This is a genomic window from Pseudonocardia endophytica (assembly GCF_004339565.1).
Taxonomy (GTDB): Bacteria; Actinomycetota; Actinomycetes; order Mycobacteriales; family Pseudonocardiaceae; genus Pseudonocardia; species Pseudonocardia endophytica.
The window spans coordinates 1,379,743-1,405,121 of record NZ_SMFZ01000002.1 but is presented as its reverse complement, the minus strand read 5'-3'; the positions used below and the strand labels follow the sequence as shown (position 1 = coordinate 1,405,121).

The 25,379-nt window shown below is 72.3% G+C and carries 24 protein-coding genes and 1 pseudogene; 10 read left to right on the top strand and 15 right to left on the bottom strand.

What is annotated here, in order from left to right:
* Positions 1-17 precede the first annotated feature (17 nt).
* A complete protein-coding gene (locus EV378_RS25435) occupies positions 18-977 on the top strand; it encodes an RNA polymerase subunit sigma-70 (protein WP_243653765.1) in 960 nt (319 codons plus the stop codon).
* Here EV378_RS25435 and EV378_RS25430 read toward each other — a convergent pair.
* The 5 genes from EV378_RS25430 to EV378_RS25415 are packed head-to-tail and all read right to left on the bottom strand — an operon-like array spanning position 963 to position 5,465.
* Entirely contained in the window at positions 963-1,751 is a 789-nt protein-coding gene (locus tag EV378_RS25430) for an enoyl-CoA hydratase/isomerase family protein (protein WP_132429927.1), read from the bottom strand. The two genes, EV378_RS25435 and EV378_RS25430, sit on opposite strands and share 15 nt — an antisense overlap.
* Positions 1,751-2,587, bottom strand: a complete 837-nt coding sequence (locus tag EV378_RS25425) for an SDR family NAD(P)-dependent oxidoreductase (RefSeq protein ID WP_165922479.1) — start codon at positions 2,585-2,587, stop codon at positions 1,751-1,753. The genes EV378_RS25430 and EV378_RS25425 overlap by 1 nt, the downstream gene beginning before the upstream one ends.
* Entirely contained in the window at positions 2,584-3,054 is a 471-nt protein-coding gene (locus EV378_RS35545) for a nuclear transport factor 2 family protein (RefSeq protein WP_165922478.1), read from the bottom strand. The genes EV378_RS25425 and EV378_RS35545 overlap by 4 nt, the downstream gene beginning before the upstream one ends.
* A complete protein-coding gene (locus EV378_RS25420) occupies positions 3,051-3,818 on the bottom strand; it encodes an enoyl-CoA hydratase/isomerase family protein (RefSeq protein ID WP_132429925.1) in 768 nt (255 codons plus the stop codon). The genes EV378_RS35545 and EV378_RS25420 overlap by 4 nt, the downstream gene beginning before the upstream one ends.
* Positions 3,819-3,833: 15 nt before the next feature.
* Positions 3,834-5,465 carry a class I adenylate-forming enzyme family protein gene (locus EV378_RS25415; RefSeq protein WP_132429924.1) on the bottom strand — a complete coding sequence of 544 codons (1,632 nt, stop codon included), beginning with the start codon at positions 5,463-5,465 and terminating at the stop codon, positions 3,834-3,836.
* A gap of 80 nt (positions 5,466-5,545) precedes the next feature.
* Between EV378_RS25415 and EV378_RS25410 the strand changes: the two genes are divergently transcribed.
* Entirely contained in the window at positions 5,546-6,664 is a 1,119-nt protein-coding gene (locus tag EV378_RS25410; protein WP_165922477.1) for a TetR/AcrR family transcriptional regulator, read from the top strand.
* Positions 6,665-6,679: 15 nt separating this feature from the next.
* Complete coding sequence (locus tag EV378_RS25405) at positions 6,680-7,114, top strand: VOC family protein (RefSeq protein ID WP_132429922.1); 435 nt, start codon at positions 6,680-6,682, stop codon at positions 7,112-7,114.
* Position 7,115: 1 nt separating this feature from the next.
* Here the strand turns inward: EV378_RS25405 and EV378_RS25400 are convergent, their stop codons facing one another.
* Genes EV378_RS25400 through EV378_RS25380 form a run of 5 tightly spaced genes read right to left on the bottom strand, consistent with a single transcriptional unit; the run spans position 7,116 to position 12,016 of the window.
* Positions 7,116-8,225, bottom strand: coding sequence for an AraC family ligand binding domain-containing protein (locus EV378_RS25400; protein WP_243653764.1), 1,110 nt, complete (start codon positions 8,223-8,225; stop codon positions 7,116-7,118).
* Positions 8,222-9,154, bottom strand: a complete 933-nt coding sequence (dapA, locus tag EV378_RS25395; RefSeq protein WP_132429921.1) for a 4-hydroxy-tetrahydrodipicolinate synthase — start codon at positions 9,152-9,154, stop codon at positions 8,222-8,224. The genes EV378_RS25400 and dapA overlap by 4 nt, the downstream gene beginning before the upstream one ends.
* Positions 9,151-10,065 (bottom strand): ornithine cyclodeaminase family protein, encoded by a 915-nt coding sequence (locus tag EV378_RS25390; RefSeq protein ID WP_132429920.1) that lies wholly within the window; start codon positions 10,063-10,065, stop codon positions 9,151-9,153. Before EV378_RS25390 ends, dapA begins: the two co-directional genes overlap by 4 nt.
* On the bottom strand, positions 10,062-10,895 hold the full coding sequence (locus tag EV378_RS25385) for a fumarylacetoacetate hydrolase family protein (RefSeq protein WP_132429919.1): 834 nt from the start codon (positions 10,893-10,895) through the stop codon (positions 10,062-10,064). The genes EV378_RS25390 and EV378_RS25385 overlap by 4 nt, the downstream gene beginning before the upstream one ends.
* On the bottom strand, positions 10,892-12,016 hold the full coding sequence (locus EV378_RS25380; RefSeq protein ID WP_132429918.1) for an LLM class flavin-dependent oxidoreductase: 1,125 nt from the start codon (positions 12,014-12,016) through the stop codon (positions 10,892-10,894). Before EV378_RS25380 ends, EV378_RS25385 begins: the two co-directional genes overlap by 4 nt.
* Before the next feature lie 99 nt (positions 12,017-12,115).
* On the opposite strand from EV378_RS25380, the gene EV378_RS25375 reads away from it, so the two are divergent.
* Positions 12,116-13,039, top strand: a complete 924-nt coding sequence (locus tag EV378_RS25375; RefSeq protein WP_132429917.1) for a LysR family transcriptional regulator — start codon at positions 12,116-12,118, stop codon at positions 13,037-13,039.
* Here EV378_RS25375 and EV378_RS25370 read toward each other — a convergent pair.
* Entirely contained in the window at positions 13,030-14,232 is a 1,203-nt protein-coding gene (locus EV378_RS25370; protein WP_132429916.1) for a cytochrome P450, read from the bottom strand. The genes EV378_RS25375 and EV378_RS25370 overlap by 10 nt on opposite strands.
* A 234-nt stretch (positions 14,233-14,466) precedes the next feature.
* Positions 14,467-15,264: a PrsW family intramembrane metalloprotease gene (locus tag EV378_RS25365; RefSeq protein WP_243653763.1), complete on the bottom strand. Its 798-nt coding sequence runs from the start codon at positions 15,262-15,264 to the stop codon at positions 14,467-14,469.
* Positions 15,265-15,656: 392 nt separating this feature from the next.
* Between EV378_RS25365 and EV378_RS25360 the strand changes: the two genes are divergently transcribed.
* The 4 genes from EV378_RS25360 to EV378_RS25345 all read left to right on the top strand — a co-directional run bounded on the left by EV378_RS25360 (position 15,657) and on the right by EV378_RS25345 (position 19,404).
* Positions 15,657-16,538 carry a hypothetical protein gene (locus EV378_RS25360; protein WP_132429915.1) on the top strand — a complete coding sequence of 294 codons (882 nt, stop codon included), beginning with the start codon at positions 15,657-15,659 and terminating at the stop codon, positions 16,536-16,538.
* Entirely contained in the window at positions 16,535-17,743 is a 1,209-nt protein-coding gene (locus tag EV378_RS25355; protein WP_132429914.1) for a methyltransferase domain-containing protein, read from the top strand. The genes EV378_RS25360 and EV378_RS25355 overlap by 4 nt, the downstream gene beginning before the upstream one ends.
* Positions 17,744-17,914: 171 nt before the next feature.
* Entirely contained in the window at positions 17,915-18,394 is a 480-nt protein-coding gene (locus EV378_RS25350) for an SRPBCC family protein (RefSeq protein ID WP_132429913.1), read from the top strand.
* Between the two features lie 209 nt (positions 18,395-18,603).
* Complete coding sequence (locus EV378_RS25345; protein WP_132429912.1) at positions 18,604-19,404, top strand: enoyl-CoA hydratase-related protein; 801 nt, start codon at positions 18,604-18,606, stop codon at positions 19,402-19,404.
* Positions 19,405-19,508: 104 nt separating this feature from the next.
* On the opposite strand, the gene EV378_RS25340 is transcribed toward EV378_RS25345, so the two are convergent.
* Both EV378_RS25340 and EV378_RS37145 read right to left on the bottom strand, forming a co-directional pair.
* Complete coding sequence (locus EV378_RS25340) at positions 19,509-20,276, bottom strand: enoyl-CoA hydratase/isomerase family protein (protein ID WP_132429911.1); 768 nt, start codon at positions 20,274-20,276, stop codon at positions 19,509-19,511.
* A gap of 82 nt (positions 20,277-20,358) precedes the next feature.
* Positions 20,359-20,565 (bottom strand): annotated as a pseudogene (locus EV378_RS37145) (SDR family oxidoreductase); the annotation flags it as partial.
* Between the two features lie 311 nt (positions 20,566-20,876).
* Here EV378_RS37145 and EV378_RS25330 point away from each other — a divergent pair.
* Complete coding sequence (locus EV378_RS25330) at positions 20,877-22,523, top strand: AMP-binding protein (RefSeq protein ID WP_132429910.1); 1,647 nt, start codon at positions 20,877-20,879, stop codon at positions 22,521-22,523.
* A 184-nt stretch (positions 22,524-22,707) separates the two neighbouring features.
* Positions 22,708-23,478 carry a FadR/GntR family transcriptional regulator gene (locus EV378_RS25325; RefSeq protein WP_207908866.1) on the top strand — a complete coding sequence of 257 codons (771 nt, stop codon included), beginning with the start codon at positions 22,708-22,710 and terminating at the stop codon, positions 23,476-23,478.
* 137 nt (positions 23,479-23,615) lie between these two features.
* Here the strand turns inward: EV378_RS25325 and groL are convergent, their stop codons facing one another.
* On the bottom strand, positions 23,616-25,301 hold the full coding sequence (groL, locus tag EV378_RS25320; protein ID WP_132429909.1) for a chaperonin GroEL: 1,686 nt from the start codon (positions 25,299-25,301) through the stop codon (positions 23,616-23,618).
* Positions 25,302-25,379: the final 78 nt, after the last annotated feature.

The window sequence follows — 25,379 nt, the reverse complement described above, 5'->3', positions numbered from 1 at the left end:
TCGTACCCTCTTCCTCCGTGACGGTGGCCCCGGTCGACGAGCGGCACGAGGCGTATCGCGCCGACCTGCTCGCGCACTGCTACCGGATGCTCGGCTCGTTCGACGAGGCCGAGGACCTGGTGCAGGAGACGCTGGTCCGGGCGTGGCGCGCGTCCGACCGGTACGACCCGCAGCGCGCGTCGCTGCGCACGTGGCTGCACCGGATCGCCACGAACGCGTGCCTCACCGCGCTGGAGGGACGCGCCCGCCGCCCGCTGCCGAGCGGGCTGGGCCCGGCGGGAGACGACCCGCAGGTGCCGCTCGTCCCCCGCCTCGACGTCCCGTGGCTGCAGCCGTTCCCGGACGCCCGGCTCGGCGACCCCGCCGACACGGTCGCGGCGCGATCCGGCGTGCGCCTCGCGCTGGTCGCGGCGCTGCAGCTGCTGCCGCCGCGTCAGCGCGCGGTGCTGGTCCTGCGCGAGGTGCTGCAGCTGCCCGCCGCCGAGGTCGCGCAGATCCTGGACGGCACGGTCGCGTCCGTGAACAGCGGCCTGCAACGGGCGCGTGCCACCCTGCGAGACGCCGGGCTCACCGTCGACGACCTGCAGGAACCGTCCGATCCGGGCGAGCGCGCCGTCGTCGAGAAGTACCTGGCGGCGTTCGAGGCGGCCGACGTCGCCGGCCTGACCCGCCTCCTGGCCGACGACGTCGTGCTGGAGATGCCCCCCGTGCCGCTGTGGCTGCGGGGCCGGGCGCACTACCGCGAGTTCATCGACCGGGTGTTCGCGATGCGCGGCACCGGCTGGCGGCTGCTCCCGGTGCGGGCCAACGGCAGCACGGCGCTGGCCGCGTACGCGCCGGACCCGGCCACCGGTGGGGTGCGGGCGCACTCGCTCCAGGTGTTCGACGTGGCCGGCGGTCTCGTCCGGCGGTGCGTCACGTTCGCCGATCCCGCGGTCCTCGACCGGTTCGACGTGCCGGCCTCACGTCGCCGTTGAACCGAGCCGCTCGGTCGCCCGGCTCGCGCCGGCCTTGAGCCTGCCGTACCCCTCCCCGATCCGGCGGGTGAACAGCTCCCGACCGAGCAGGTCACGGGTGACGCGCAGCTCGTAGGCGGTCGCCCCGACGTGATCCATGTTGGACGCCCGCAGCGCGACCTCCTTGAGGACGGTGGTGAGCTCGGCGCCGTGCTCGGCGATCTGCCCGGCCAGCCGCAACGCGGACTCGTGCAGCGTCCCGACCGGCACGACCTCGTCGACGAGTCCCACGCGGTGCGCCTCGTGCGCGTCGATCGGGTCGCCGGTGAAGAACATCCGGCGGGCCCGCTGGGTGTTCGTCCTGCGCAGCAGGCCGTGGTAGAAGCCGTTCATCGCGTACTTGACCTGGGTGGACCCGAACGCCGCGTTCTCCGACGCGATCGTGACGTCGCACATGTTCGCCAGGTCCATGCCGTAGCCGGGGGCGACGCCGGCGACGGCCGCGACCGTCGGCTTGCGGAAGTCGTAGATCGTCACCATCAGCCGGTGCGCGAGGTCGGTGAAGCGGGTCAGCGTCGCGTCGTCCGCGCCGTTCAGGACGTCCAGCGCCCACCCGGCACAGAAGTACTCCTCGTTGCCGATCATCAGGACGGCCGCGACGTCGTCGTCGTAGGCCCATGCCTCGAACGCGGCGATGATCTCCTCGTGCAGCTCCCAGCCGAGCGCGTTGCGCTTCTCCGGGTGGTCGAGCGCCAGGATGCCGACACCGTCCTCGACGGTCGTGCGCAGGTACATCAGGTCTCCTCCTCCTTCGCGGCGACGGCGGCCGAGAGGCAGTCCGCCGTCGTGGCCGGGTGGTCGGCGTCCGCGCCGAAGCGCGATACGGCGTCCCAGTCGATCCGCGTCGATCCGGCGGAGCGTTCCCACCGCAGGACCGACGCCCATCCCCCGCCGGTCTCGACGACCTCCCCGGTCAGCGGGCAGGACGGGTGCGCGAGCCCGAGCACGACCGGCGACACCGCCTCGGGGGTCAGTGCGGCGGCGGGCGACGAGCCGAACACGTCGCGGGTCATGTCGGTCAGCGCCATCGGGGCCACCGCGTTGACCCGGATCCCGCGACGGCGCCCCTCGATCGCGAGCGACTTCGCCAGCCCGATCACGCCCGCCTTGGCGGCGGCGTAGTTGGCCTGCCCGAAGTTGCCGTGCATCCCGGCGCCGGACGTGGTGAGCACGATCGCGGAGCCGTCGTCGAGATGCGGCCACACGGCGGAGCACGCCGCGTACGCCCCGCCGAGGTGCACGTCGACGACGTCGTCGAACTCCTCGCGGGTCATCCTCGCGAACGTCCGGTCCCGGACTCCGCCGGCGTTGACGACGAGCGCGTCGATCCGGCCCCACGCGTCCAGGGCGGCGCCCGCGATCGCGTCGCCGTCGCGGACCTCGGCGACGGCGGGGACGGCCTGCCCGCCCGCGCCGCGGATCTCCTCCACCACCGCGTCCGCCGCCCCGGTCCGCCTGGCGTGCACGACGACCCGGGCGCCGGTCGCACCCAGGTCCAGCGCGTAGCGGCGCCCCAGCCCGCGCCCGGCGCCGGTGACGACCACGACGCGATCCGCGAAGGAGGGCGTCACGACCCCGACCGCAGCAGCGACATCACGTACCCGCTGCCGGTCCGCGTCCCGCGCGGCGGGATCGCGCCGAGCTGCTCGAGCATGCCGACGATGTCGTAGGCGCCGAGGTAGTGCGCCAGCCGGTCGCCGGAGAACGACAGGAAGATGTCGCAGCCGTGGCTGCGGAACCGCCGGTCGGTCCCGAACGCGGCGGGGGCTCCGCCGGTCTGCTCGAACAGCACGAGGCCGCGGGAGCGGTCCGGGTTGACGAACCGCTCGATCTCGGTCCACGCCACGTCCGGCATCGCCTGCCAGATCTTGTCCATGTAGGACCGGAGCTCGTCCTTGCCGTGGATCACGTCCGGCCAGAACACCCGGTCGTCCCAGACGACGTCCTCGTCGAGCAGCGCGAACACCTGCTCCGTGTCGTGGGAGTTCCAGGCGCGCAACCAGTCCACGGCGAAGCGGTGCAGGAACTCCTCGGTCACGCCCCGTCCCCCTTGATCCGCCGGTACGCCGCCCCGATCCGGTCCACGACGTCCGGGTGCCAGATCACCTCGCGGTAGGCCAGCGTCTCGTAGGTCAGGGCGCTGATCGGGTCCATCGCCGGCGAGCGCCGGGCGATCTCCTTGTTGTTGACCGCCGAGCGGGTCCCGGTCTCGGCGATCGACCGGGCCAGGGCGGTCGCCGCCTCGACGACGCCCCCGGCCGGCGCGTGCCGGTCGACCAGGCCGATCCGCAGCGCCTCGGCCGCGTCGACCCGGTCACCGGAGAACGTGAGCAGCTTCGCCTGGCTGAGCCCGACGATCTTCCACAGTGGAGAGAAGTACGGCGTCAGCCCCATCTTGATCTGCGGGAAGCCGAACACCGACCCGGGGTCGGCGATCCGGATGTCGCAGAACACGGCGATGTCGCAACCGCCGCCGAGCGCCGGACCCGCGATCGCGGCGATCGTCGGCTTCGGGTGGTCGAGCAGCGTCCCGTAGGCGCGCAGGCACGCCTCGGAGTAGACGGCCCTGGTCTCCTCCGTGAAACCCGACTGCAGGTCCAGGTCGAGCCCGGCACAGAACATCTCGGGTCCGCCGGTGACCACGATCGCGGCCACGTCGTCGTCGGCGGCGAACGCGTCCAGCGCGTCGGAGAGCGCGGTGAGCATCGCGACGCTCAGCGCGTTGCGCCGCTCCGGGCGGGCGAACGTGATCGTGCCGACCCCGTCGGCGATGGTGGTGGTGACGTCGGTACCGGAAGTCATGCGGGTCCTCGTCTGTCAGCGGGTGGGGGCGGGAGCGGAGTGCCAGGTGTCGAGATCGGTCAGCTCGGGCAGGCGGTGCTTCTGGACCTTGCCGCTGGCCGTCGCCGGGATGTCGTCGACGACGTGCCACTCGACGGGGATCTTCTGCCGCGCCAGCCCGCGCTCGTCGAGATGGGCGACGAGCGCGGTGACCCCGTCCCGGCGGGTCGCGTCGTCGAGCACGACCCAGGCCCCGACGGCCTCGCCGAGACGCTCGTCCGGCACCGCGGTGACGGCGACCCGGGCGACCCCGGGGTACGAGGCGACGGCCATCTCGATGTCCATCGTGGAGAACTTCTCGCCGCCGCGGTTGACGATGTCCTTCGTGCGGCCGGCCATCTGGACCCAGCCCTCGTCGTCCACCCGGCCGACGTCGCCGGGGTAGAACCAGCCGTCGTCGTCGATCTGGGCGGCGCTCACGACCGGGTCCGTGTACGCGGTGAGCAGCTGCGGCCCGCGGATCCGGAACCGGCCGAGCTCTCCGGGCGCGACCAGCGCACCGTCGTCGTCGACGACCTGCATCTCCATGCCGCGCAACAGCCGGCCGTCCCACGCGCGGCGCCGCCACAGCGGATCCGCCGACGACGCGGCGGACAGCACGCCCGCGGTCTCGGTCATGCCGTACGCCCGCACCACGTTCACGCCGACGGCGGCGGCGCGGTCCACGAGCTCCGGTGCCACCGCCGCCCCTGCCGCGGCGTAGACGCCGAGCCGGTGCTCACCGGGCGGGCCCTGCTCGTAGCGGGAGACCATGTCCGCCAGGAACACCGTCGCGCCCATCATCAGCGTGACGCGCTCGTCGGCGAGCACCTGCATCGCCTCGTCGGGGCGCCAGCCGGTCATGATCACCGATCGGCCACCGAGGAACGCCGGGAACACGACGGCCGCGACGAACCCGCCGAGGTGCGACAGCGGCGTGGCGGCGAGCGTGACGGTGTGCTCGCCCGCGCCGAGCACGTCCCGGAAGTTGACCATGTGCGCGACGACGGCGCGGCTGGACAACAGCGCACCCTTCGGCGCCGCGGTGGTCCCGGACGTGTAGAGCAGCAGCGCCGGGGCCTCCGGCGGCGCCGGATCGGGTAGCTCGACGGTCGCTCCGTCCGGCCCGGGGACGGAATCCCAGCCGTCCTTCGCGCCGCCGACCAGCCACTTCACCGGTGGCCGCAGGCCGAGCTCGTCGAGCAGCGCGTCGAGCTCGTCGACGGGCGCCCGGTCGCCGAGCGCGGCCGCCGTGCAGACCGCGGCCGGGCGGCAGTCGGCCAGGATCTGGCGCATCTCGTGCTGCCGGTAGATCGGCACGACCGGCACGTCCACGGCGCCCGCCCGGAACGCCGCGATCTGCACGACGAGCGCCTCCAGGCAGTTCGCCAGCTGCACCAGCACGCGGTCGCCGGGGCGCACCCCGGCGCGGACCAGCTCCGATGCCGCCGCGCGCGTCCAGCGCTCGAACTCGCCGTAGGTCACCCTCCGGCCCTCGAACGCGAACATCTCCCGGTCGGGATGGCGGGCGGCGGCGTCCGGCACGAGCGAGCCGAGCGTCGCGTCCGTCCACAGACCCGTCGCGCGGTATCCGGCCGACCGGTACGCGGCGGCGAGGTTCGTCGTCATCGACCAACTCCCTGGGACTCGAGACGTGCCGCGCACGGTATCTAGTGAATATTCACTAGGCAATGGGTACGCTGCTCCCGATGACGACCTCGGGCACGCGCAGCCGCAAACCGGCGGACCAGCGCCGCCGCGAGCTCGCCGAGGTCGCCGCCGGCCACTTCCACCGCTACGGCTTCCACGGCGTCTCGCTGGCCGCCGTCGCCGCCGACGTCGGGATCACCGCCCCCGCGGTCTACCGGCACTTCCGGAACAAGAACGCGCTGCTCTCCGGCGCGATCTCGACCGGGCTCGACCACGTCGACGCCGGGCTGGCCGGTGCCGGGTCGCTGGACGAGGCGGTGGACCGGCTGGCCGGAGCGGCGCTCGCACGGCCGGACGTCTGGGTGCTGCTGCAGCGCGAGATGCGCCACCTCGACGACGACGCCCGCTCCGCCGCCACGGCGCGCTTCCGCACGCTGGCCGCGGCGTTCGCCGACCACGTCCGGCGGGCACGCCCCGACCTCGACGAGGGTCGGTCCGGCCTGCTCACCACCGCCGCGTTCGCCGTGCTCGCGACGCCGTCGGTCCGCCCGGTGCCACTCGGCCACGAGCGGTACCGCCGGGCGCTGGCGGGGATCGCACGGGCGGTCTGCGCGGCCGAGATCCCCACAGGCACCGCCGTGCCAGGGCCCGCTCCGGCGGCCCGCCCGGACGACCGCCTCCTCGACGCTGCCGTCGGGCTGTTCCAGCGCTACGGCTACGCCGCCGTCCGGATCGACGACATCGGCGCCGCCGCCGGGATCGCCGGACCGAGCGTCTACCACCACTTCGGATCCAAGATGGACATGCTGGTTCGGGCGTTCCGGCAGGCCGCGGCGCTCCGGCCGGACCCGGCCGGGCACGACCTCGACTCGCTCGTGCGGTCCTACGTCGACGTCGTGATGGCCGAGCGGGAGCTGTTCGGCGTCTACGCGACCGAGGAGCTCCACCTGCCCCCGGACGCCCGCCGCGAGCACGAGACGTCGCTGGGCGAGCAGACCCGCCGATGGGTCTCGACGCTGCGCTCGGCCAGGCCCGAACTCGACGACACGGAGCGGGAGCTGCTCGCGCACGCCGCCCGCGCGATCGCGCACGACGTGGCGCGCGTCGGGCGGCTGCACACCCGCCCGGCGGTCGCCGACGAGACGACCGCGGTGGCGCTGCGGGCCGTGCGGGGCTGAGTACGCTCCCGGCGCGTGACGACGAACCGTTCCGCACCGCCGCCGACGGTCACGCCCGTGCTGGTCTATCCCGACGTGCGTGCCGCCGTCGCGTTCCTGGAGGCGGCGTTCGGGTTCTCCGAACGCGTGCGGATCGGCGACGCGCACCGCTCCCAGATGCGGGTCGGGGCCGACGGCGCCGTCGTCGTCGCGGACGACGGCGGCGACCGCAGGGCACCGTCACCGGACGGGTACTCGCACGAGATCAAGCTCCGGGTCGACGACGTCGACGTCGCGTTCGCCCGTGCGCTGGAGGCGGGCGCCGTCGTGCACCAGGAACCGGTGACGCACCCGTACGGCGAGCGGGCGTGCGTCGTCGAAGACCCGGGCGGGCACCGCTGGGAGCTGACCCGGACCGTGCGCGACGTGGATCCCGCCGAGTGGGGCGGGACCGTCGTCGCTCCCTGGTGAGTCAGGCCCCGGCCTCGCGCGGCCCGACGTAGCCGGTCTGCCCGGCCTCCGACCCGAGCGCCAGCACCGGGCCGTCCATCTTCTCCTGCCACACGAGCGACTCCATGCCGATGTGCAGCGGGTGGTCCTGGACGGTGTAGACGGCGATGCCGTCCGGGCCCTCGTAGTGCGCGTGCTCCAGCCAGCCGGGCGCGGAGAGCAGCAGATCGCCTGCCTCCCAGCTGATGTCCTGCCCGTCGACGGTGCTGAACCCGGTGCCCCGCACGTGGTAGTTGATCGCCGCCGACGAGTGCCGGTGCCCGGGTCCGCGCGGGCGCGGCGGGCGTCCGGGCGGCATCGACGTGGCCGTCACGAAGAAGTTGTGCGTGGCGCCCTGCCTGCGCTGCGACGCCGGGTTGTACAGCGCCATGATCGTCCGCCTGCCGTCGCCGAGCGTCTGCGACAGGTGCGGCGACACCTCGGCCCACGGCCAGTGCAGCGCGCGGGAGTCGACGACCTCGATGTCGACGAGGTGCTCGTAGCCGCGCAGCCGGGCGCCGGAGTCACCGATCGCGATGTCCGGCGCGGTGACCCGGGTGTACTGGTCGTCCTGTTCGGACACCGGCGTGGAGGACCACACCCGGTCCACGTCCTCGGCGTAGTGCACGCCGAGCTGCTCCAGCAGCGCCGCGTTCGAGTAGGACAGGCGCGCCCACACGTCGGGGCCGTCGTTGCGGAACCGGAACGGCTTCATCGACGGCAGGTTCGCGACGTCGAGGTGGGCGAGCGCGATCTCCCCGTCGCCGGTGTCGATCCGCCCGGACCCGGCGATGCCGATCTCGACGCGGTGGGCGTTCTCGCGCAACGGGTCCGCCTGCTCGCAGGGGTTCAGCACCTCGATCGCGACCGAGATCCCGGGCGCGAACCCGAGCCCCGGCGCGGTGGCCGACGGGTGCACGATCCGGCCGACGCGGCGCCCGTTCGCCGGCCGGGGCGCGGACGCGAGGCGGTCGATCTCGGCCTCGATCTCGGCGCGGGTGACCTTGATCGGCGCCCACGGCTGCGGTCTGGACGCCGGGTCGCCGGACAGGTCGACCATGCGGGCCGCGGTACGGGTGTCGGTGATGCTCACGGGAGTTCCTTTCCGGGTTCGAGCAGGTGGGCGCCCTCGTCGAGCAGCGCTCGGACGTCGGGGACGCGGTCGGAGCCGAGCGGGACCAGCGGCGGCCGCACGTGCGGCGAGGCCAATCGGCCCTGCTGGTGGAGCACCCACTTCGCCGGAGCCGGATTCGTCTCGACGAACAGCAGGTCCACCAGCGGGTGCAGCGCGTAGTGCAGATCGCGGGCGGTCTCGTGGTCGCCGGACTCCCACGCGTCGTACATCCGGGCGACGGCCCGCGGAGCGAGGTTGGCGACCGCGGAGACGAACCCGGCGCCGCCGAGCGCGAGCAGCGGCAGGCCGAGCAGCTCGATGCCGGACCAGACGAGCAGCTCGCGCCCGCAGCGCTGCAGGACGCGCGAGAAGTGCTCGAAGTCCTTCGTCGTCTCCTTGATCCCGACGACGTTCTCGTGGTCGCGGAACAGCCGCTCCACGGTCTCGGGTGCGACGTCGACGGCGGTCCGCGACGGCACGTTGTAGATCACGATCGGCAGGTCCGGGAACTCGACGGCGACCGCGGAGTACCAGCGGTACAACGCTTCCTGCGTCGGACGGGCGTAGTACGGCGTGATCACCAGGGCCGCGTCGGCACCGGCGTCGCGGGCGGCGGCCGTGATCTCCAGCGTCTCGTCCAGCTTCGCCGAACCGGTGCCGGGCAGGACCGGGACGGCGTCGTCGACCTCGGCGGCGACGGCGCGGATCGCGTCGATCCGTTCGGCGACGGTCTGCGCGGACGGCTCCCCGGTCGATCCGCCGATCGAGATGCCGTGCGAGCCGGCGTCGAGCTGCCACCGGACGAGCGTGCGGAGCGACGCGAGGTCGGGTGCGCCGTCGTCGGAGAACGGGGTGACGACCGGGGCGATCGAGCCGCGGATGCGCGCGGGGTCGCTGCGGAACTTCACGCGGCACCCCCGACGAGCAGGGCGGCGACGGCCAGGTCGGACAGGCCCATCCCCATCGGCTTGAACACGGTGCAGCGCGGCTCGGCCGGGCGCGTCACCTTGTCGGTGACGAGCTCGGCGAGCGTGTGCACGGCGTCCCACCTGTCGTGCTCGCGCAGCTCCCGCGACGCCCGCCGGGCGTTCTCCTCGCTGTCCACGACGACGGGTGCGGCGTCATCGAGCAGCGCGGGCTCGAACTCGGCGTGCGACGGCAGGATCGCGCCGACGGCGTTCAGGTGCGCACCGACGGCCAGGTGCTCGCCGCGCAGGAACGGCTCGGCGGCACGCGTCACGAGCGTGACGACCGGCGCGTCCCGGGTCGCGTCCTCCACCGTCGCCGCGACCCGTGCCTCGAGTCCCAGCTCGTCGCGAACCTGACCGGCGAGCGACTCCGCGCGGTCACGGGTCCGGTTCCACACCCGCACCAGCCGCAACGGGCGCACCGCCGCGACGGCCTCGACCTGCCGCAGCGCCTGCCGTCCCGCACCGAGCACGGCGAGCTCGTCGGCGTCCGGATCGGACAGACGTCGCGTCGCGACACCGGACACGGCCGCCGTCCGCAGCGCACCTGCCGTGCCCGCCTCCGCCACACCGAGCGTCGCGCCGTCGGACGCCGCGAACAGCGTCATCAGCGCGCTCGCACCGGACGGGGTGTTCACCCACGTCTTGAACACGGCCAGGTCGGCGTCACGGTCCACGGCGCCGAGCGCGTGCGCGCTCCCCCTGGCGTCGCCGACCGGCCAGGTGGCCATCGTCTTGTCCAGGTTCCACGCGGCGCCCGTGGCCTCGTGCGTCAGGATCCGCTCCACGGAGCCGATGGCCTGCGCCATCGTGACCTGCGCCCGGACGTCGTCCTCGGTCCAGAACCTCATGTCCCCTCCTCGTCCACGACGCCGTGGCGCAGCACCCCGACCCCGGACACCTCGACCTCCAGCTCGTCCCCCGGCCGCAGGAACCGCGGCGGGTCGCGCCGGAACCCGATCCCCTTCGGTGTGCCGGTCGCGATCAGGTCGCCGGGCCGCAGCGGCGTGAACGTGCTGACGTACGCGACGAGCTCGGCGAACCCGAACGTCAGCCGGTCGGTCGCGTCGTCCTGGACGGTCTCGCCGTTCAGGCGCGTGGTGACCCGCAGCGGCGCCGTGCCGATCTCGTCGGACGTCGTGACCCACGGGCCGACGGCGCCGCTGTGGTGCCAGTTCTTGCCCGCCGTCGCCTGGTTCGAGTGCAGCTGCCAGCCGCGGACGCTGTTCTCCGCCACGCACGTGACACCGGCGACGTGGTCGGCCGCCTTCTCCGGCGGGATCCGTCGCCCCGGCCTGCCGATCACGAGCGCGGCCTCTCCCTCCCAGTCCAGCGAGTCCTCGCACGCCGGGCGGACGACGGGCGTCCCGGCACCGACGAACGAGTCCCCGAAGCGCGTGAACAGCGTCGGGTGCTCCGGCGCCTCGACCGCCCGGTCGGACTCCCCGGCGTGCGCGGCGTAGTTGAACCCGACACAGACGATCTTCGGATGGTCGCCGAGCGGCGGCTCCCAGGCGAGGTCGTCGATCGACACACGGGGGTCGTCGGGCCGGGCGGGTTCCGGCGCGGCGAGAAGGTCCGCGAAGGACGGGACCCGGTGGTCCAGCCGGGCGACGGCCCCGTCCCCGACCACCCCGAAACCGCGGGAACCGGAGCCGGTGCGGAAGCGCGCCAGCCTCATGCGACGCCCACCGGCTGCGCCACCGGGGCCCGCAGGCCCGCCTTCTCCAGCCGCGGCAGCACGTCGGCGGTGAACGCGGCGAGCCCCTCGTCGTAGTCGACCCAGGTCAGCAGCGCCCCGTCGATCCCGGACGCGCTCAGCGTCTCCAGCTTCTCCGCGATCGTCTCCGACGTCCCGACCAGCGGGAACCCACCCGCTCCCGCGGCGAAGCGCTGGCGCATCGCCGCCAGCACGTCGGGCGGCATGACCTGGGTGTTCGCACCCTGCAGACGCATCCAGGCCTCGATGCTCTCGACGTCCTCGTACTCGACGGAGAACCGGCGCAGGTACGCCTGCGCCTCGGCGTCGGTGTCGCGCTGCACGACGACCGTGTGCGTCCACACCTGGACCTCGCGGCCGAACTCGTCGCGGGCCATCTGCTTGTAGCCCTCGACCTGCTCGCGGATCGCCGCCTCCTGTTCGGAGTGGACGATCACGAAGCACAGGTCGGCGTGCTCGGCGGCGAAGCGCATGCCCCGCGGCGACCCGCCGGCATTCATGATCGGGACCCGGGACTGGAGCGGCTTCGGCTGCGAGACGCCGCCGACGACGTCGAAGAACGCGCCGTGGAAGTCGAACTCGTCGGTCTCCGCCCACAGTGTCCGCAGGACGTGCAGCCACTCGGCGAGGTGGTCGTAGCGCTCGTCGTGCTCACGCAGCGCCGCGCCGAACATCTCCAGCTCCGGCCGGTTCCAGCCGCCGACGACGTTCAGGGCGAACCGCCCGCCGGAGATGTGGTCGACGGTCGCCGCCTGCTTGGCGGCGACGATCGGGTGCAGGGTCGGGGCGTGCGACGTCGCGAACACGCCGATGTCATCGGTGGCCGCGGCGATGCCGGCGGCCCACGTGAACGGGTCCATCACGCGTCCGGCCCGGTGCTCCGGCCGGTTCTCGGCGTAGCCCTTCCAGCGCGCGAACGGGACCACGGCCTCCAGACCGGCGCGGTCGGCCGCACGGGCCGTGCGCAGCGACATGTCCCAGGACATCTCCGGCGCCTCCGGCACGAGCGTCTGCGACGCACCGGACCCGTTCGTGCAGAACAAACCGAGCTTCAGTGCGTTGCCGCCGAGCAGCGGGTTCATCTCGGGACCTCCTCGTCCGTGGTGGGCTCCGACGACGCTAGGGCGACACGACCCATAGCACTACGACGAATGTCCGGCTCTATCGATAAGCTCTGCCGTATGGACCTGCAGATGCAGCTGCGCCGCCTGGAGTTGTTCTGCACGGTCGTCGACGAGGGCGGCGTGACCCGGGCCGCCGAGCGGCTGCAGGTCGCGCAGCCGTGGGTGTCGGCGCAGCTGCGGATCGTGGAGAAGGCCGTGAACGCGCCGCTGTTCGTCCGCGACGGGCGCCGGATCGCCCTCACCGAGGCGGGCAGGCGGTTCCACGCGTGGGCCAGGGAGGTGCTGGCCGGCAGCGCGCGGGTCCAGCGCGACATCGACGACCTGACCAGCGGCGCGGCCGGCTCGCTGTCCGTCGCGTCGAGCATGGCGATCGGCACCTACCTGCTGCCGCCGCTGATGACCGACCTGCGCCGGGACCGGCCGGGCGCGGACATCACCGTGCACATCAACGAGCCGGCGCGGGCGTTGCGCAGCACCGAGATCGGCGAGGTCGACTTCGCCGTCACCACCTGGTTCGACGACGTCGACCCCGGCCCGCTGCACCCGGAGAAGCTCTGGGACGAGCCGCTGGTGCTGTGCGCGGCCGTCGACGGCCCGCCGGACGCGGACGAGATCCCGCTCGCCGATGTCGCCGGGCTGCCGGTCGTCGGAGTTCCCGCCGGGGTCGCGATCGAGCGGACGCTCGCCGACCAGCTGGCCGCCCACGGCGTCGGACCCCTGTCCTACGTGATCCGGCTCGGGCACGCCGAGTCGCTGAAGCGGGCGGTGATCGCCAACGGCTGGGTCTGCCTGGCGCCGGAGTACTGCGTCGCCGAGGACGCCGCGCTCGGGCGCCTGCGGGCCGTCCGGTTCACCGACGCCACGCTCGTCGAGAGCATCGGCCTGTTCCACCGCGAGGCGCAGTACTTCTCCCCGTTGCAGCGCGCCGCCGTGGACGCGCTGCGCGCCGTCGCCGAACGGAAACTCGCCGGTCAGGCCTGAGCCCGGACCGGCAGCGTGGACAGCGCCGGGAACATCAGCGACGGGTACCGCTCCGACGGCCCGTCCGGCTCGATCCGGCAGAACCGTCGCGCCAGGCCGGCCACGGTCTCCTGCAGCTGGATCCGGGCCAGCGGGGCGCCGAGGCAGTGGTGCAGCCCGCCGCCGAACGACAGGTGCTTCGACGCGTTCGCCCGCCTCGGGTCGGCGCTGCCCGGGTCGTCGAACGTGCGCTCGTCGAGGTTCGCCGAGCCGAGCACGCAGAGCGTGTGCGCACCGGCGGGCACCGTCGTGCCGTCCGAGACGACCCGGTCCTCGGTCAGGATCCGCGGGATCAGCTGCACCGGAGCCCGCAGCCGCAGCGTCTCCTCCGCCGTCCCCTCGACCAGCGACGGGTCCGCGCGAACGCGGTCGTGCAGGCCCGGCACCGTCGCGAACAGCTCGACCGCGTTGGAGATCGACGTCCGGGTCGTCTCGAACCCGGCGTCGAGCACCGTGTGCAGGAGTGAGAGCACCTCGTCGCGGGACAGCTCACCGGCCTGCTCGGCGTCCAGCAGCCGCCGCACGAGCTCGGTCGGCTCGGCGGCGCGTCCGAGGAGACCATCGAAATAGTCGAAGTAGAACTGCGCCACCTCGTCCAGACGGTCGCGCCGCGCGTCGTCGAGCGGGAACGGGGAGAAGATCATCAGAAAGTCGGTCTGAGCCGCGAGGATCGGTTCCCAGTCGTCGTCCGGCATTCCGATCAGAAGGCGCAGGACGCCGCGCGGCACCCGGGCGGCGAGCTGCGTGACGGCGTCGAACGACCCTCCGGACGAGGTGAGGGCGTCCAGCTCCGCCGTCACCTCGGTCGCCGCGGCCTCGCGGAGTGTCTCGACCCTGCGTCCCGTGAACAGCGGTGCGACGACGCCGCGCAGTCGCGTGTGGACCGGACGATCCGTCTGGACCATGTTGGCGCGCAGTCGGCGCAGCGCCGGTCCGTGCTCCATCCACGGTGGAGCGTCCTGGCCGGCCTCCTGCATGCGGCCGGACGTGTCCCGCAGGACGGCCTGGACGTCGTCGTACCGGGTGATCAGCCGGGTCGGTGCGTCCGGCTCCCCGACAACGAGCACGGCGCCTCCGTCGCGCAGTGCGCGGTACTCGTCGTGCCGGTCTCCGGTCAGGAAGCCGGAATCGGTCAGATCGAGCGTCGCGGGCATGGTGGGACCTCCTCGTCACATCGGGCGACCCACCCTATGAATTCGTGTTCACCTCCCACCAATACGGAATCGGGGATGGAGCCATCCGATTTCCGTGATGCATTCCGCGGCCCGATCATTTTTCGGTGACGCCCGCCCGATCGACTGCGAGTCCGCCGTCGGTCAGGTCCAGGGAGGCCGCGATCGCCGGGCCGGAGGAGCGGAACCTGCGCAGGGCGTTCGCCGCCGGCGGAGTCAGCGTCGAGGGTGGATGGTGCGGTGCACCGTCCACAGCAGAACGGCGAGGCTCACGACGGCGACCACCCCGGTCACGATCAGCGACGGCGCCGCGTCCCACGCCGTGTGCAGCGCGACGGCGACCACGAACGCCCCGACGAACGCCCAGAACTTCCGGCCCGTCCACCCGCCCGCGGCCGCGGTGAACAGCGCGGCCGCCGAGATGCCGGTCCACGTCATGTGCCCGGCCGGGCTCATCACGCCGCGCAGCAGCAGCACGTCGACGGTGTCGGTGATGCTGCCCCGCGACTGGATCAGCGTGGTGAACGCGTAGCCCATCGTCTCCAGCGCCGCGAACCCCGCGCCGGACGCGACGCCGAGCAGCAGGCCGTCGGCCCTGGTCCGCAGGCGCGGGACGAACAGCAGCACGGCCAGCGGGAGGACCAGCTTGCTGGCCTCCTCGATCAGCCCGATGCCGACCGTCGGAAGCACGCCTAGGTCACGCTGCGCGTCGAACTCGAGCGTGCCCGCGACCACCGTGCCGATCACGCCGCCCAGCAGGACGGTGCCCGCGACGACGGACGCCGGGACGTCGTAGGGCAGGCGGCGGCCGTAGACGAACGTCAGGAACGCGGCGGGCACGATCGTCGCGCCGAGCAGGATCGCCGACGGAACGAAGTTCGGGTTCTGCGTGGCGACCAGCGTGCGCTCGACGACCAGGAACAGCGCCACGCCGACGACGAGCACGAGGATCCAGCCGTGCCGTCGCATCCCGGTGGGAGCCGCCGGTCGGGTAGCGGACGTTGTGGCGGGCACGGGCGTCTCCTCATGTGGTCGGTGCGGGTGTCCCGAGCGCGCCGGTCGGCGTCGCGAGCGGGTCCGGGGACATCCTCGCGCGGTACGACGGCCTGCACGAGCACCCAAGCCCCGATCTCCCCCTTTCACGGTCGACGGAACGGCACGGACGGAGCGCGAGCGGACCACCCCATGGGCACACTCCGACGGGTGATCCGCTCCTCCGGCAGTGCCGCGGAACACGGGGTGCGATCCGGGCGATACGTCCGGTGATCGGGCCGTCACCCCGCCCCCGGAGAACCGTCTCTGAGCTGCGACAACGCTGCCGAACCGGACATCGCGGCACCCCCGCAACGGCCGGTGCTACTCTCGCTCGGCAACGCCCATTGCGCATCGAGGCAGGGGAACCGTCGGTGATCACGATCTATCTCAACCGGGACATCTCGGACGACGAGCGTCGTCAGTCGTTGTTCTCCGGGGACTTCCACCTCTACAGCGGCCGCCCTGGCGCGCTGGCCTTCGTGGACCATGCGAAGAACCTGATCTCCGAGGCGTTCACCGGTCTCGACCCGGAACGCGCGCAGTACGAGATGGACGTCGAGGAGTTCGTCCGCCGGGTCGGCCCGCTGAAGTCCGAGTTCACCAACGGGCAGCGCACGAAGGAGCTGTGCCAGCAGTTCGCGGTGGACCTGGGCATGGACCCGGAGACCACCTACTTCGACATCCCCCGCCTGCGCGTGATCCCGGCCGACCAGTTCCTCACCGCGGGCGTCAGCTACAACTACAAGGCCCACCGCGACATGTGGTACGGCCACCCGCAGCAGCTCCTGAACTACTGGACTCCGGTGTTCCCGGTCGTCGGCGGCAACGTGATGAGCATGTACACCGACTTCTTCGACAAGCCGGTGCGCAACGCGTCCAACGCCTACGACTACGAGGAGTGGGTCGCCAAGCACCGGCACGCGGCGGCCGAGAAGCTGTCCAAGGACGACCGGCCGCACCCGGTGCCGCTGGAGGACTTCGACAGCCGCAGCGAGATCCGCATCGCGGGCGGGTCGGGCGACATCTTCATGTTCTCGTCGAACCACCTGCACGCGTCGGCCCCCAACACGTCCGGCGTCACGCGGTTCTCCTACGACCTGCGCACGATCAACATCGACGACGTCCGGGAGAACCGCGGGCCGCGCAACGTCGACAGTGGAGCGACCGGCACGACGCTCGGCGACTTCCTGCGCGTGTCCGACCTCGCCCCGCTGAACGTCGACGACCTGATGGTCGCGTCCGCGACCCGGTGACCGACCCGCACGCCGCGCCGATCTCCACCGCCTGCCCGGCCTGCGCGACGCCGGCGAACGAGCCGTTCATCGCGCTGACCGGGCTCCCGGTGCACGGTACGGCCGTGTTCGACACGCCGGAGGCGGCGCGCCGGGTCACCGTCGGGGACCAGGAGCTGTGCCTCTGCCCGGCGTGCGGTGTGGTGTTCAACCGCGCGTTCGACCCGGCGCTGCTGGACTACACCGGCTCGCACGAGGAGTCCCAGCACAACTCACCGCGCTTCGCGGCGTACGCGGCGGAACTGTCGGCGGACTGGACCGCCCGGTACCGGCTGACCGGCACCCACGTCGTCGAGATCGGGTGCGGGGCGGGTGACTTCGCCGTCGAGATGCTCCGCGCCGGGGTGGGCGGCGTCACCGGGATCGACCCGCACTTCGCGGCCGACCGGGTGCCCGCCGATCTGACCGGTCGCCTGACGGCGCTGCCCTCCGAGTTCGACGCGCGGCAGATCGAGCCGGGCACGTCCGCCGTCGTCTGCCGGCACACGCTCGAGCACATCCCGGCGCTTCGGTCGTTCGGCGACGAGATCGTCACCGGTATGCGCAAGGCAGCGGTGCCCGCGTTCCTGGCCGAGGTCCCGGACCTCGGCCGGATCCTGGCCGAGGGCGCGTTCTGGGACCTGCAGTACGAGCACTGCTCGTACTTCACCCCGGAGACGGTGACCGGCTACCTGCGCGGCATCGGCTTCGGCGAGGTCGCCGCCCGCACGACCTACGACGACCAGTACGTGGTCGCCGAGGCGACGGCCCCGGACGCCGGTCCGGACGGGTCCGCCGCGGTTCCCGCCGGGACGCTGTCCGATCTGGACGGTGCGTGCCGGGCGTTCGCCGACACGGTGCGCGACGGTGTGCGGTCCTGGGGCGCGTGGATGGGCGAGCGCTCCGCGGCGGGCGATCCGGTCGCCGTCTGGGGCGGAGGGGCCAAGGGGCTCACGTTCCTGGCCATGCTCGGCGCCGACGCCGCGCCGGTGCGGGCCGTCGTCGACATCAACCCCGGCCTGCAGGGACGCTACATCGCGGGCCCCGGCCTGCCGATCGTCGCGCCCGCGGACCTCACCCGAACGCCTCCCCGGTCGGTCGTGCTGATGAACCCGATCTACCGCGGCGAGGTGCGCGCCGACCTGGACCGGCTCGGCCTGCAGAGCACGGAGCTGCTGGCTCTCTGACCGGCGGCGCTCCCCGGCCGCCTCACGTTCGGGGGCGTCGTGCCGAGCCGTGCCCGTCCTGGGCCACGTCGGCGGCAAGGCGGAGCTGATCGCCGAGCCGCCCGGCCGGAGTTCCCGCTGCCGCCCTCATCGGCGCCGACTTCGAGCCGCCGCAGCACTAGGGTCGAGGGCATGGCCGAGTTCTCGTTCGCCGACTCCGTCCTCGTCGACGCACCGCCGCAGCTGGTGTACACCACCGTCTCCGACGTGACGCGCACCGGCGAGTGGAGCCCGATCTGCGTCGGCTGCGACTGGGAGGACGGCGACGGCCCGCGGGTGGGCGCCCGGTTCACGGGCCACAACCGCAAGCCGGACCGGGAGTGGAGCACCACCGGCGAGGTCGTCGTCGCCGACCCCGGTCGCGCGTTCGCGTGGGAGGTCAACGGCGGGCTGGTGCGCTGGGGCTACGAGATGGAACCCGAGGGCGACGGCACCAGGCTGACCGAGACGTGGGAGTTCCGCGAGCGGGGGCGGACGTTCTTCCACGAGAAGTACGGCGACGACGCCGAGCACGAGATCGCGGTGCGCGTCGCCGACGCCCGCTCCGGCATCCCGGCCACGCTCGCGGCGATCAAGCGCGTGGTCGAGGGAGCGGTCTCCGGGTCGTCGTAGACCGTCCATCGCTCTCCGCCCGACCGTTCCAGACCGGTTCGGACTGACGGCATAAAGGTTGGGCCGAATATGTCACGATGCGAACACCACATCAGCCGTTGTCCGGAGTCGGCCGCACCCAGATAGCGGTTCCGGTTGCACCCGGGCAGCGGCCGTTCGCGTCTGCGAACCTCCGATCCGGTCGCACTCACTGTCGAGGAAGGGGCAGCATGGATCCCGAGGAGTTCACCGACGTCGTCTACGAGGTCGACAACGGCCTGGCCTGGATCACGATCAACCGGCCGGAGCGCTACAACGCGTTCCGCGCGCAGACGGTCGACGAGCTGGTGCTCGCGTTCAAGCTCGCGTGGGCGGACGACGGGGTCGGTGTCATCGCGCTCACCGGCGCCGGGGAGAAGGCGTTCTGCTCCGGCGGCGACCAGAAGCAGCGGATGGAGACCGGCGACTACGGACCGTCGCAGACCGGGCTGTTCGAGGTCGAGGCCCTGCACCGGGTGATCCGCGACGTGCCCAAGCCGGTGGTCGCCGCCGTGAACGGTGTCGCCATCGGCGGTGGCCACGTGCTGCACGTGCTCGCCGACCTGTCGATCGCGGCCGACACGGCGACGTTCGGGCAGAACGGGCCGCGGGTCGGCTCCTTCGACGCCGGGCTCGGGTCCGGCTACCTCGCCCGCGTGGTCGGCGAGAAGCGCGCCCGGGAGATCTGGTTCATGCTGCGCCGTCTCTCCGCCGAGGAGGCCCTGGACTGGGGACTCGTCAACCGCGTGGTCCCCGCCGCGGAGCTGCGCGACGAGGTCCGCACGTGGGCGGACACGATGCTGGCCTACTCCCCCACCGCGCTGAAGGTGCTCAAGCAGTCGTTCAACACCGACACCGAGCACATGGTCAGCATCGGGAACATGGCCTTCACGACGCTGAAGCTCTTCGGCGAGAGCGACGAGGCGCGCGAGGGCATCACCGCGTTCAACGAGAAGCGCCGGCCCGACTTCTCGACGTACCGTTCGCACTGAGGCGCAACAGCGGGCGTGATCGGCGGGTCGGGAGGATGACGGCCACCAGTGGCCGGATCGCTCCGCGCCCGCCGATCACACGGGGAGGCGAGCCCCGCGGTCGTTCAGCCGAACGTCGGTGGGCGCTTCTCCACGAACGCGGACAGCCCCTCGGCCGCGTCGGCGCCGGAGAACAGGGCGTCGACCTGCTGGGCCTCGTAGCGCATCCCCTCGGCCGGCGGACGGTCGAACGCGGCGTCCACGGTCCGCACGACGGCGGCCAGCGCCGGACGCGACCCCGCGGCCAGCTGCGTAGCCAGCTCGACGGCGGCATCCCGGGCACCGCCTGCGTCGACGAGCCGGTCGACGAGCCCGATCGCGTGCGCCTCGGCCGCCGGGACCTGCCGGGCCGTCGCCATGATGTCGATCGCCCGCCCGCGGCCGACGAGCCGTGGGAGCCGTTGCGTGCCACCGGCTCCCGGGATCAGGCCGAGCCTCGCCTCGGGCAGGCCGAACGCAGCGTCCGCACCGGACACCCGCATCGTCGCGGCCATCGCCAGCTCCAGCCCGCCGCCGAGCGCGACGCCCTCGACGGCGGCGATCGTGACCAGGTCGGGTCCCGCGATCCGGTCCAGCAGCGTCCGTAGCCGCTCGCCGTAGGCCGCGAACCCGGCCGCGTCGATGCCGGTCATGTACCTGATGTCCGCGCCGGCCACGAAGAACCGCGGGATCGCCGAGGTCAGCACGAGCGCGCGGAAGCCGCGGCCGGCCTCGTCGACGGCGGACTCCAGCCCCTCGATGATCGGCGGGCCCAGCGCGTTGGCGGGCGCCCGGTCCATCGTCGCGACGAGGACGCCGCTCCCGGCGTCCTCGGTCCGCACCACATCGGTCATGAACTCCTCCTCGGGACACGGTCGGCCCGCCGCTGACCGACAGGGTCTGGCCGGTGATGGAGCCGCCGCCGTCGGACGCGACGACCGCGACGGCGTCGGCCACCTCGTCGGGGTGGGCGAGTCGCGTCATCGGCACGGCGCGGGTCGTCCCGCCGAGCACCGTGTCGGCGTCCTGGCCGGAGTCGTCGGCGGACGTCCGGAGCGCGGGGGTGTCGGTCGGGCCGGGGCACACGGTGTTCGCGGTGACCCCCTTCGTCGCGACCTCGCGGGCCGTCCTGGTGAACGCGATGATGCCCCTCGGCGCCCGAGTACACCTCTTCGAGGGAGGATCCGACCCGTCCGGCGTCCGAGCCGACGGTCACGACCGGGTGGTCGATCGACCGGGGCGCGCCCTCGACGGTGACGGCGGTGCCGCCCGCGTCGCGGATCGAGGGCGCGGCGCCCTCGGAACAGGCCTGCGCGACCGTCGGACTCGTCACGGTCGCGACGGGGCGATCGGGAGCGGGCCGAGCCGGACAATTTTCGGTCTGACCATTGATGCATTCGACCTGATCTGGCTACGCTCGTGGCCTCGGTCACAGGTCTGCGATGGAGCTGCTGATGGTCACTGCGGAGTCCCCCGCCCTGTCCGTGCACGACCGCTACGACGACGCGTCGATCGAGGAGTTCCGTCGACGAGGTTGGTGGAAGGGCGGCTCGGCCGCCGCCCTGTTGGATCGCTGGGCCGACGAGACGCCGACCCGGCGTTTCGTCTCCGACGGGGTGGTCGAGCTGGACTACGCGTCCGTACGTGAACGGGCCCGCGGTCTCGGCGCCGCGCTGCTGCGAGCCGGAGTGCGGCCGGGTGACCGGGTGGCGATGCAGCTCCCGAACTGGGCCGAGTTCGTCGTCGGTTACCTGGCTGTCGCCCGGATCGGCGCCGTTCTCGTCCCGATCATGACGGTCTACCGCAAGACCGAGGTCGGGCACGTCCTGCGCAACTCCGGTGCCGTCGCAGCCATCACCACCGGCGAGTTCCGCGGGTTCGACCACGCTGCGATGTTCCGCGAGCTGAAGGACGGCTGTCCGGCGCTCGGGACCCTGGTGATCGCCCGCGCCGAGGCCGGAGACGGTGAGCTGAGCTTCGACGCCGCCTGCACCACCGAGACCGACGACGCCGAGCTGGGCGCGTTCCCGGGCCCCGACGACGCGCACGTCATCGTGTACACCTCCGGCACCGAGTCCACCGCAAAGGGCTGCGTGCACACGTGGAACACGCTGGACTTCTCCGCACGTGGCCTCGCCCACGAGGTGTTCCAGACCCGCCCCGACGACGTCATGTTCATGCCGTCCCCCGTCGCGCACGCCACCGGGCTCGTCGTCGGGGTGCTCGGGCCACTGGCCGTCGGCTCCGAGACCCACCTGCTCGACGTCTGGGAGCCGGGCGAGGGCCTGCGCCGCATCGAGCAGTACCGCTGCACCGCCAGTGCGACCGCCACACCCTTCGTGCGGATGGCGCTCGACGCCCAGCGCGACGCCGAACGGGACCTGTCCTCGATGCGGTTCTGGCTCTGCGCGGGTGCCCCCATCCCCACCGCGCTGGCCTCCGAGTTCCACGACGCGTTCGACGGCGGTGTGCTCATGCCGCTCTACGGGTGCACCGAGATCATGGCCGGCACCTGCTGCCATCCGGGCGATCCGCTCGAACGACGCGCGGGCTCCGACGGTTCCACCGCTCTCGACGGTATCCGGATCAAGCTGGTCGGCCCCGACGGGCACGAGGTCCCGACCGGCGACGAGGGCGAGATCTGCTACTGGGGCCCCGGCGGGGTCCTCGGGTACTGGCGGGACCCCGAGCGGACCGCGGCCACGATCGACAGCGACGGCTGGCACCACACGGGCGACCTCGGCCGCTCCGACGAGCACGGCTACCTGCGCGTGTCCGGCCGCCTCAAGGACATCATCATCCGCGGCGGCACGAACATCAGCGCGGCGGAGGTCGAGGGGTACGTCGCGGCGCACCCGGCGGTCGCGCAGGTCGCCGTCGTCGCCTACCCGGACGAGAGGCTCGGCGAGAAGGTCTGCGCCGTCGTCGTACCGAAGCCGGGCGAGACCCCGACGCTCGAGGGCATCACGACGTTCCTGCGGGGCCGCGACATCGCGCTGCAGAAGCTCCCGGAGAAGGTGGTCGTCGTCGACGAGATGCCGATGACCGCCACCGGCAAGGTCCAGAAGTTCGTCCTGCGTGACACGGTCCGGGAAGCCTGACGCGATGGAGTCCGCCGTCACCGACGAACGACGGGACCTGGTCGCGGCCGAGTGCGACGAGAACCGCGCGATACGCGCCGTCCTCGTCCAGGCCCTCTGACAGCCCTCTGACGCCGCCGCGGGGCGGTCGTCGCCACGCCCGGTATCTTTTGGGTCCGACCTTCAGACCGGACAGGAGCGCACCATGGCCGCCGACCCGGCTCGATCGGAGATCCGGCTCTCCCACATGGAGGTGCCGAAGGCGTCCGACGTGCTCGCCACCGAGCTGCGCGAGCGCATCCTGTCCGGCGAGTACGTCGAAGGCACACCGCTCCCACCGGAGCGCGAGCTCGTCGTCCAGACCGGGATGAGCCGCACCACCGTGCGCGAGGCACTCCGCATCCTGGAGGTGCAGGGTCTCATCAGGATCAAGGCCGGACGCGCCGGCGGGGCGTTCGTCCGCACGCCTGGCGAGGAGTCCGTGGCCAACTCCCTGGAGCTGCTGATCCGGGGCCGCCAGATCCGACTGGCCTCGGTGCACGAGACCCGCGAAGCGATCGAGCCGTCCTGCGCCCGGCTCGCCGCCGAACACCGCACCTCGGAGGACCTCGACCGACTCGAGGCAGCGAACTCCCGGATCGCCGAGGCGGATGGACTGGACGAGTTCCTGCAGGCCAACGTGGACTGGCACGTCGGGGTCGCCACCGCCAGCCACAACGAGATCCTCACCGGCGTGATGCTCGCGCTGTCCCGCGCGATCTACACGGCGACGAACAACGAAGGCTTCGTCGACGACGAGGTCCGCGCGATCACGGTGCGCGCGCACCGCTCGGTGACCCGCGCGATCCGCGACAACGATCCGGACGCCGCCGTACGCCGGATGAGCAGGCACGTCCGCGCCTACGCGGCCGCGGCGCTGGAGATGGAGAGCCGCACCGCGATCCCCGTCGGCGCGGAGGACCGCTTCCTTCGCTGACCGACCGTGTAGCGCCGGCCGCGCCGGGCACGCAACGTAAGGGGCCCCGAGCGCGCATGTCGCGCTGCCCGCCCAGGGCCCCTTCGGGAAGTCCGAGCGCTCGCATCGCCACCGTGGAGGCGCCTGGACCATGTCGATCAGCCCATCGATGGGCCGAGTCCGAGCGACTGCGGCGTGCTGGAGTCGGGGCTGGGTTGGGGGATTCCTTCGTCGAGTTCGCCGTACTCGGTCATCAGTGCCTTGTTCCACGGTGTCTGTTCCTCGGCCACGAGCGAGTTCGTGGTCAGGATCAGACCGGCCACCGACGCGCCGTTCTGCAGCGCCTGGCGCACCACGCGCAGCGGGTCGATGATCCCCATCTCGACCATGTTCCCGAAGCGGCCCTCGAGCGCGTCGAACCCTTCGTCGACGCCCATGTCACGGACCTGCTTGACGGCGTCCGAGCCGTCATAGCCCGCGTTCGACGCGATCAGGCTGGCCGGCTCGCCCAGCGCGGCCCGCACGATCTCCACGCCCGTCCGGTAGTCGCCCGTGACGTCCAGCGAGTCGAGCGCGCCCTCCGCGTGCAGCAGCGCCGCACCACCGCCGGCGACGATGCCCTCCGCCATCGCCGCGCGGGTCGCCTGCAACGAGTCGTCGACCCGGTGCCGGATCTCCTTGAGCTCGGCGTTCGTCGGCGCCCCGACCTGCAGGATCGCCGCCTTGCCGGACAGGCGGGCGATCCGGTCGTTGAGCCAGTCCTCGTCGGTGCCGATGCTCGCGCGCTCCATCTCCGCGCGCAGCTGCTGCACCCGCTGGTCGCGGGCGGCCGTGTCGCCGAGCCCGCCGATGATCGCGGTGTGCTCGTTCGTGGCGCGGACCTGGGTGGCCCGCCCGAGATGCTCGACGGTCATCTGGTCCAGCGAGAACGACGACGCCTTGGAATGGACCTTGCCCCCACACAGGGCCGCCATGTCCTCGAGCATGTGGACGCGCTTCTCCCCGAAGCCAGGCGCCTGGATCGCGGTGACCTTGAGGTGCCCGTTCACGTGGTTGTGCACCAGCATCTGCAGGGCCGTGCCCTCGACCTTCTCGGCCACGATCACGAGGGGCTTCGGGTCACGCATGATCTTCTCGAGCACCGGCATCAACAACCGGACATCGTTGATCTTCTCGGCGGAGAACAACAGGTACGGGTCGTCGAGGACCGCCATCATCGAGCCCGGGTCGGTGACCAGGTACGGCGACACGTAGCCGTTGTCGAACTCGAAGTCCTCGACGAAGTTGACCGACAACCCGAGCACCGGCGCATCATCGACGGTGATCACACCGTCGTCGCCCACGGTGTGCAGCGTCTGCGCCACCACCCGCCCGATCGACTCGTCGTCGTTGGCCGAGATCGCAGCGACCCGCGACAACGACTCCACATCATCCACCGGGTGCGCGACGGTCGCCAGATGCTCCACGACCCGGGCAACCGCGACGTCGATGCCGCGCTTGACCAACACCGGGTTCCCGCCCGAGGTGATCGCCCGCATACCCTGGTGCACGATCGCCTGAGCGAGCACCGTCGCCGTGGTCGTACCGTCACCGACCACATCGTTCGTCTTGACAGCGGCTTCCTTGAGGATCTGCGCGCCCATGTTCTCGAACTGGTCACGCAGGAAGATCTCCCGCGCGATCGTCACACCGTCATTGGTGACCTCCGGGGTCCCGGTGATCTTCTCCAGAACGACGTTGCGACCCTTCGGACCCAGGGTGGACTTCACCGCCTCGGCCAGTTGATCGACACCGGCGGTCAGCCGGTCCCGGGCTTCCTGCCCGAACTTGAGTTCCTTGGCCACGATGGCCCTCCTGGGATGCTGCGCGGGTGTACATCACCGCCGAGGCAAGAGGCGGTCGTTCGGAATCACATCGGGTCG

What these genes read in the sequence shown, in the direction of transcription:
- EV378_RS25340 (WP_132429911.1), bottom strand. Translation starts at nt 20,276, where the DNA reads ATGACCGATGTGGTGCGGACCGAGGACGCCGGGAGCGGCGTCCTCGTC.
- EV378_RS25390 (WP_132429920.1), bottom strand. Translation starts at nt 10,065, where the DNA reads ATGAGGTTCTGGACCGAGGACGACGTCCGGGCGCAGGTCACGATGGCG.
- EV378_RS25330 (WP_132429910.1), top strand. Translation starts at nt 20,877, where the DNA reads ATGGTCACTGCGGAGTCCCCCGCCCTGTCCGTGCACGACCGCTACGAC.
- EV378_RS25420 (WP_132429925.1), bottom strand. Translation starts at nt 3,818, where the DNA reads ATGACTTCCGGTACCGACGTCACCACCACCATCGCCGACGGGGTCGGC.
- EV378_RS25325 (WP_207908866.1), top strand. Translation starts at nt 22,708, where the DNA reads ATGGCCGCCGACCCGGCTCGATCGGAGATCCGGCTCTCCCACATGGAG.
- EV378_RS25415 (WP_132429924.1), bottom strand. Translation starts at nt 5,465, where the DNA reads ATGACGACGAACCTCGCCGCCGCGTACCGGTCGGCCGGATACCGCGCG.
- EV378_RS25380 (WP_132429918.1), bottom strand. Translation starts at nt 12,016, where the DNA reads ATGAACCCGCTGCTCGGCGGCAACGCACTGAAGCTCGGTTTGTTCTGC.
- EV378_RS25410 (WP_165922477.1), top strand. Translation starts at nt 5,546, where the DNA reads ATGACGACCTCGGGCACGCGCAGCCGCAAACCGGCGGACCAGCGCCGC.
- EV378_RS25385 (WP_132429919.1), bottom strand. Translation starts at nt 10,895, where the DNA reads ATGAGGCTGGCGCGCTTCCGCACCGGCTCCGGTTCCCGCGGTTTCGGG.
- EV378_RS25345 (WP_132429912.1), top strand. Translation starts at nt 18,604, where the DNA reads ATGGATCCCGAGGAGTTCACCGACGTCGTCTACGAGGTCGACAACGGC.
- EV378_RS25350 (WP_132429913.1), top strand. Translation starts at nt 17,915, where the DNA reads ATGGCCGAGTTCTCGTTCGCCGACTCCGTCCTCGTCGACGCACCGCCG.
- EV378_RS25430 (WP_132429927.1), bottom strand. Translation starts at nt 1,751, where the DNA reads ATGTACCTGCGCACGACCGTCGAGGACGGTGTCGGCATCCTGGCGCTC.
- EV378_RS25375 (WP_132429917.1), top strand. Translation starts at nt 12,116, where the DNA reads ATGGACCTGCAGATGCAGCTGCGCCGCCTGGAGTTGTTCTGCACGGTC.
- EV378_RS25370 (WP_132429916.1), bottom strand. Translation starts at nt 14,232, where the DNA reads ATGCCCGCGACGCTCGATCTGACCGATTCCGGCTTCCTGACCGGAGAC.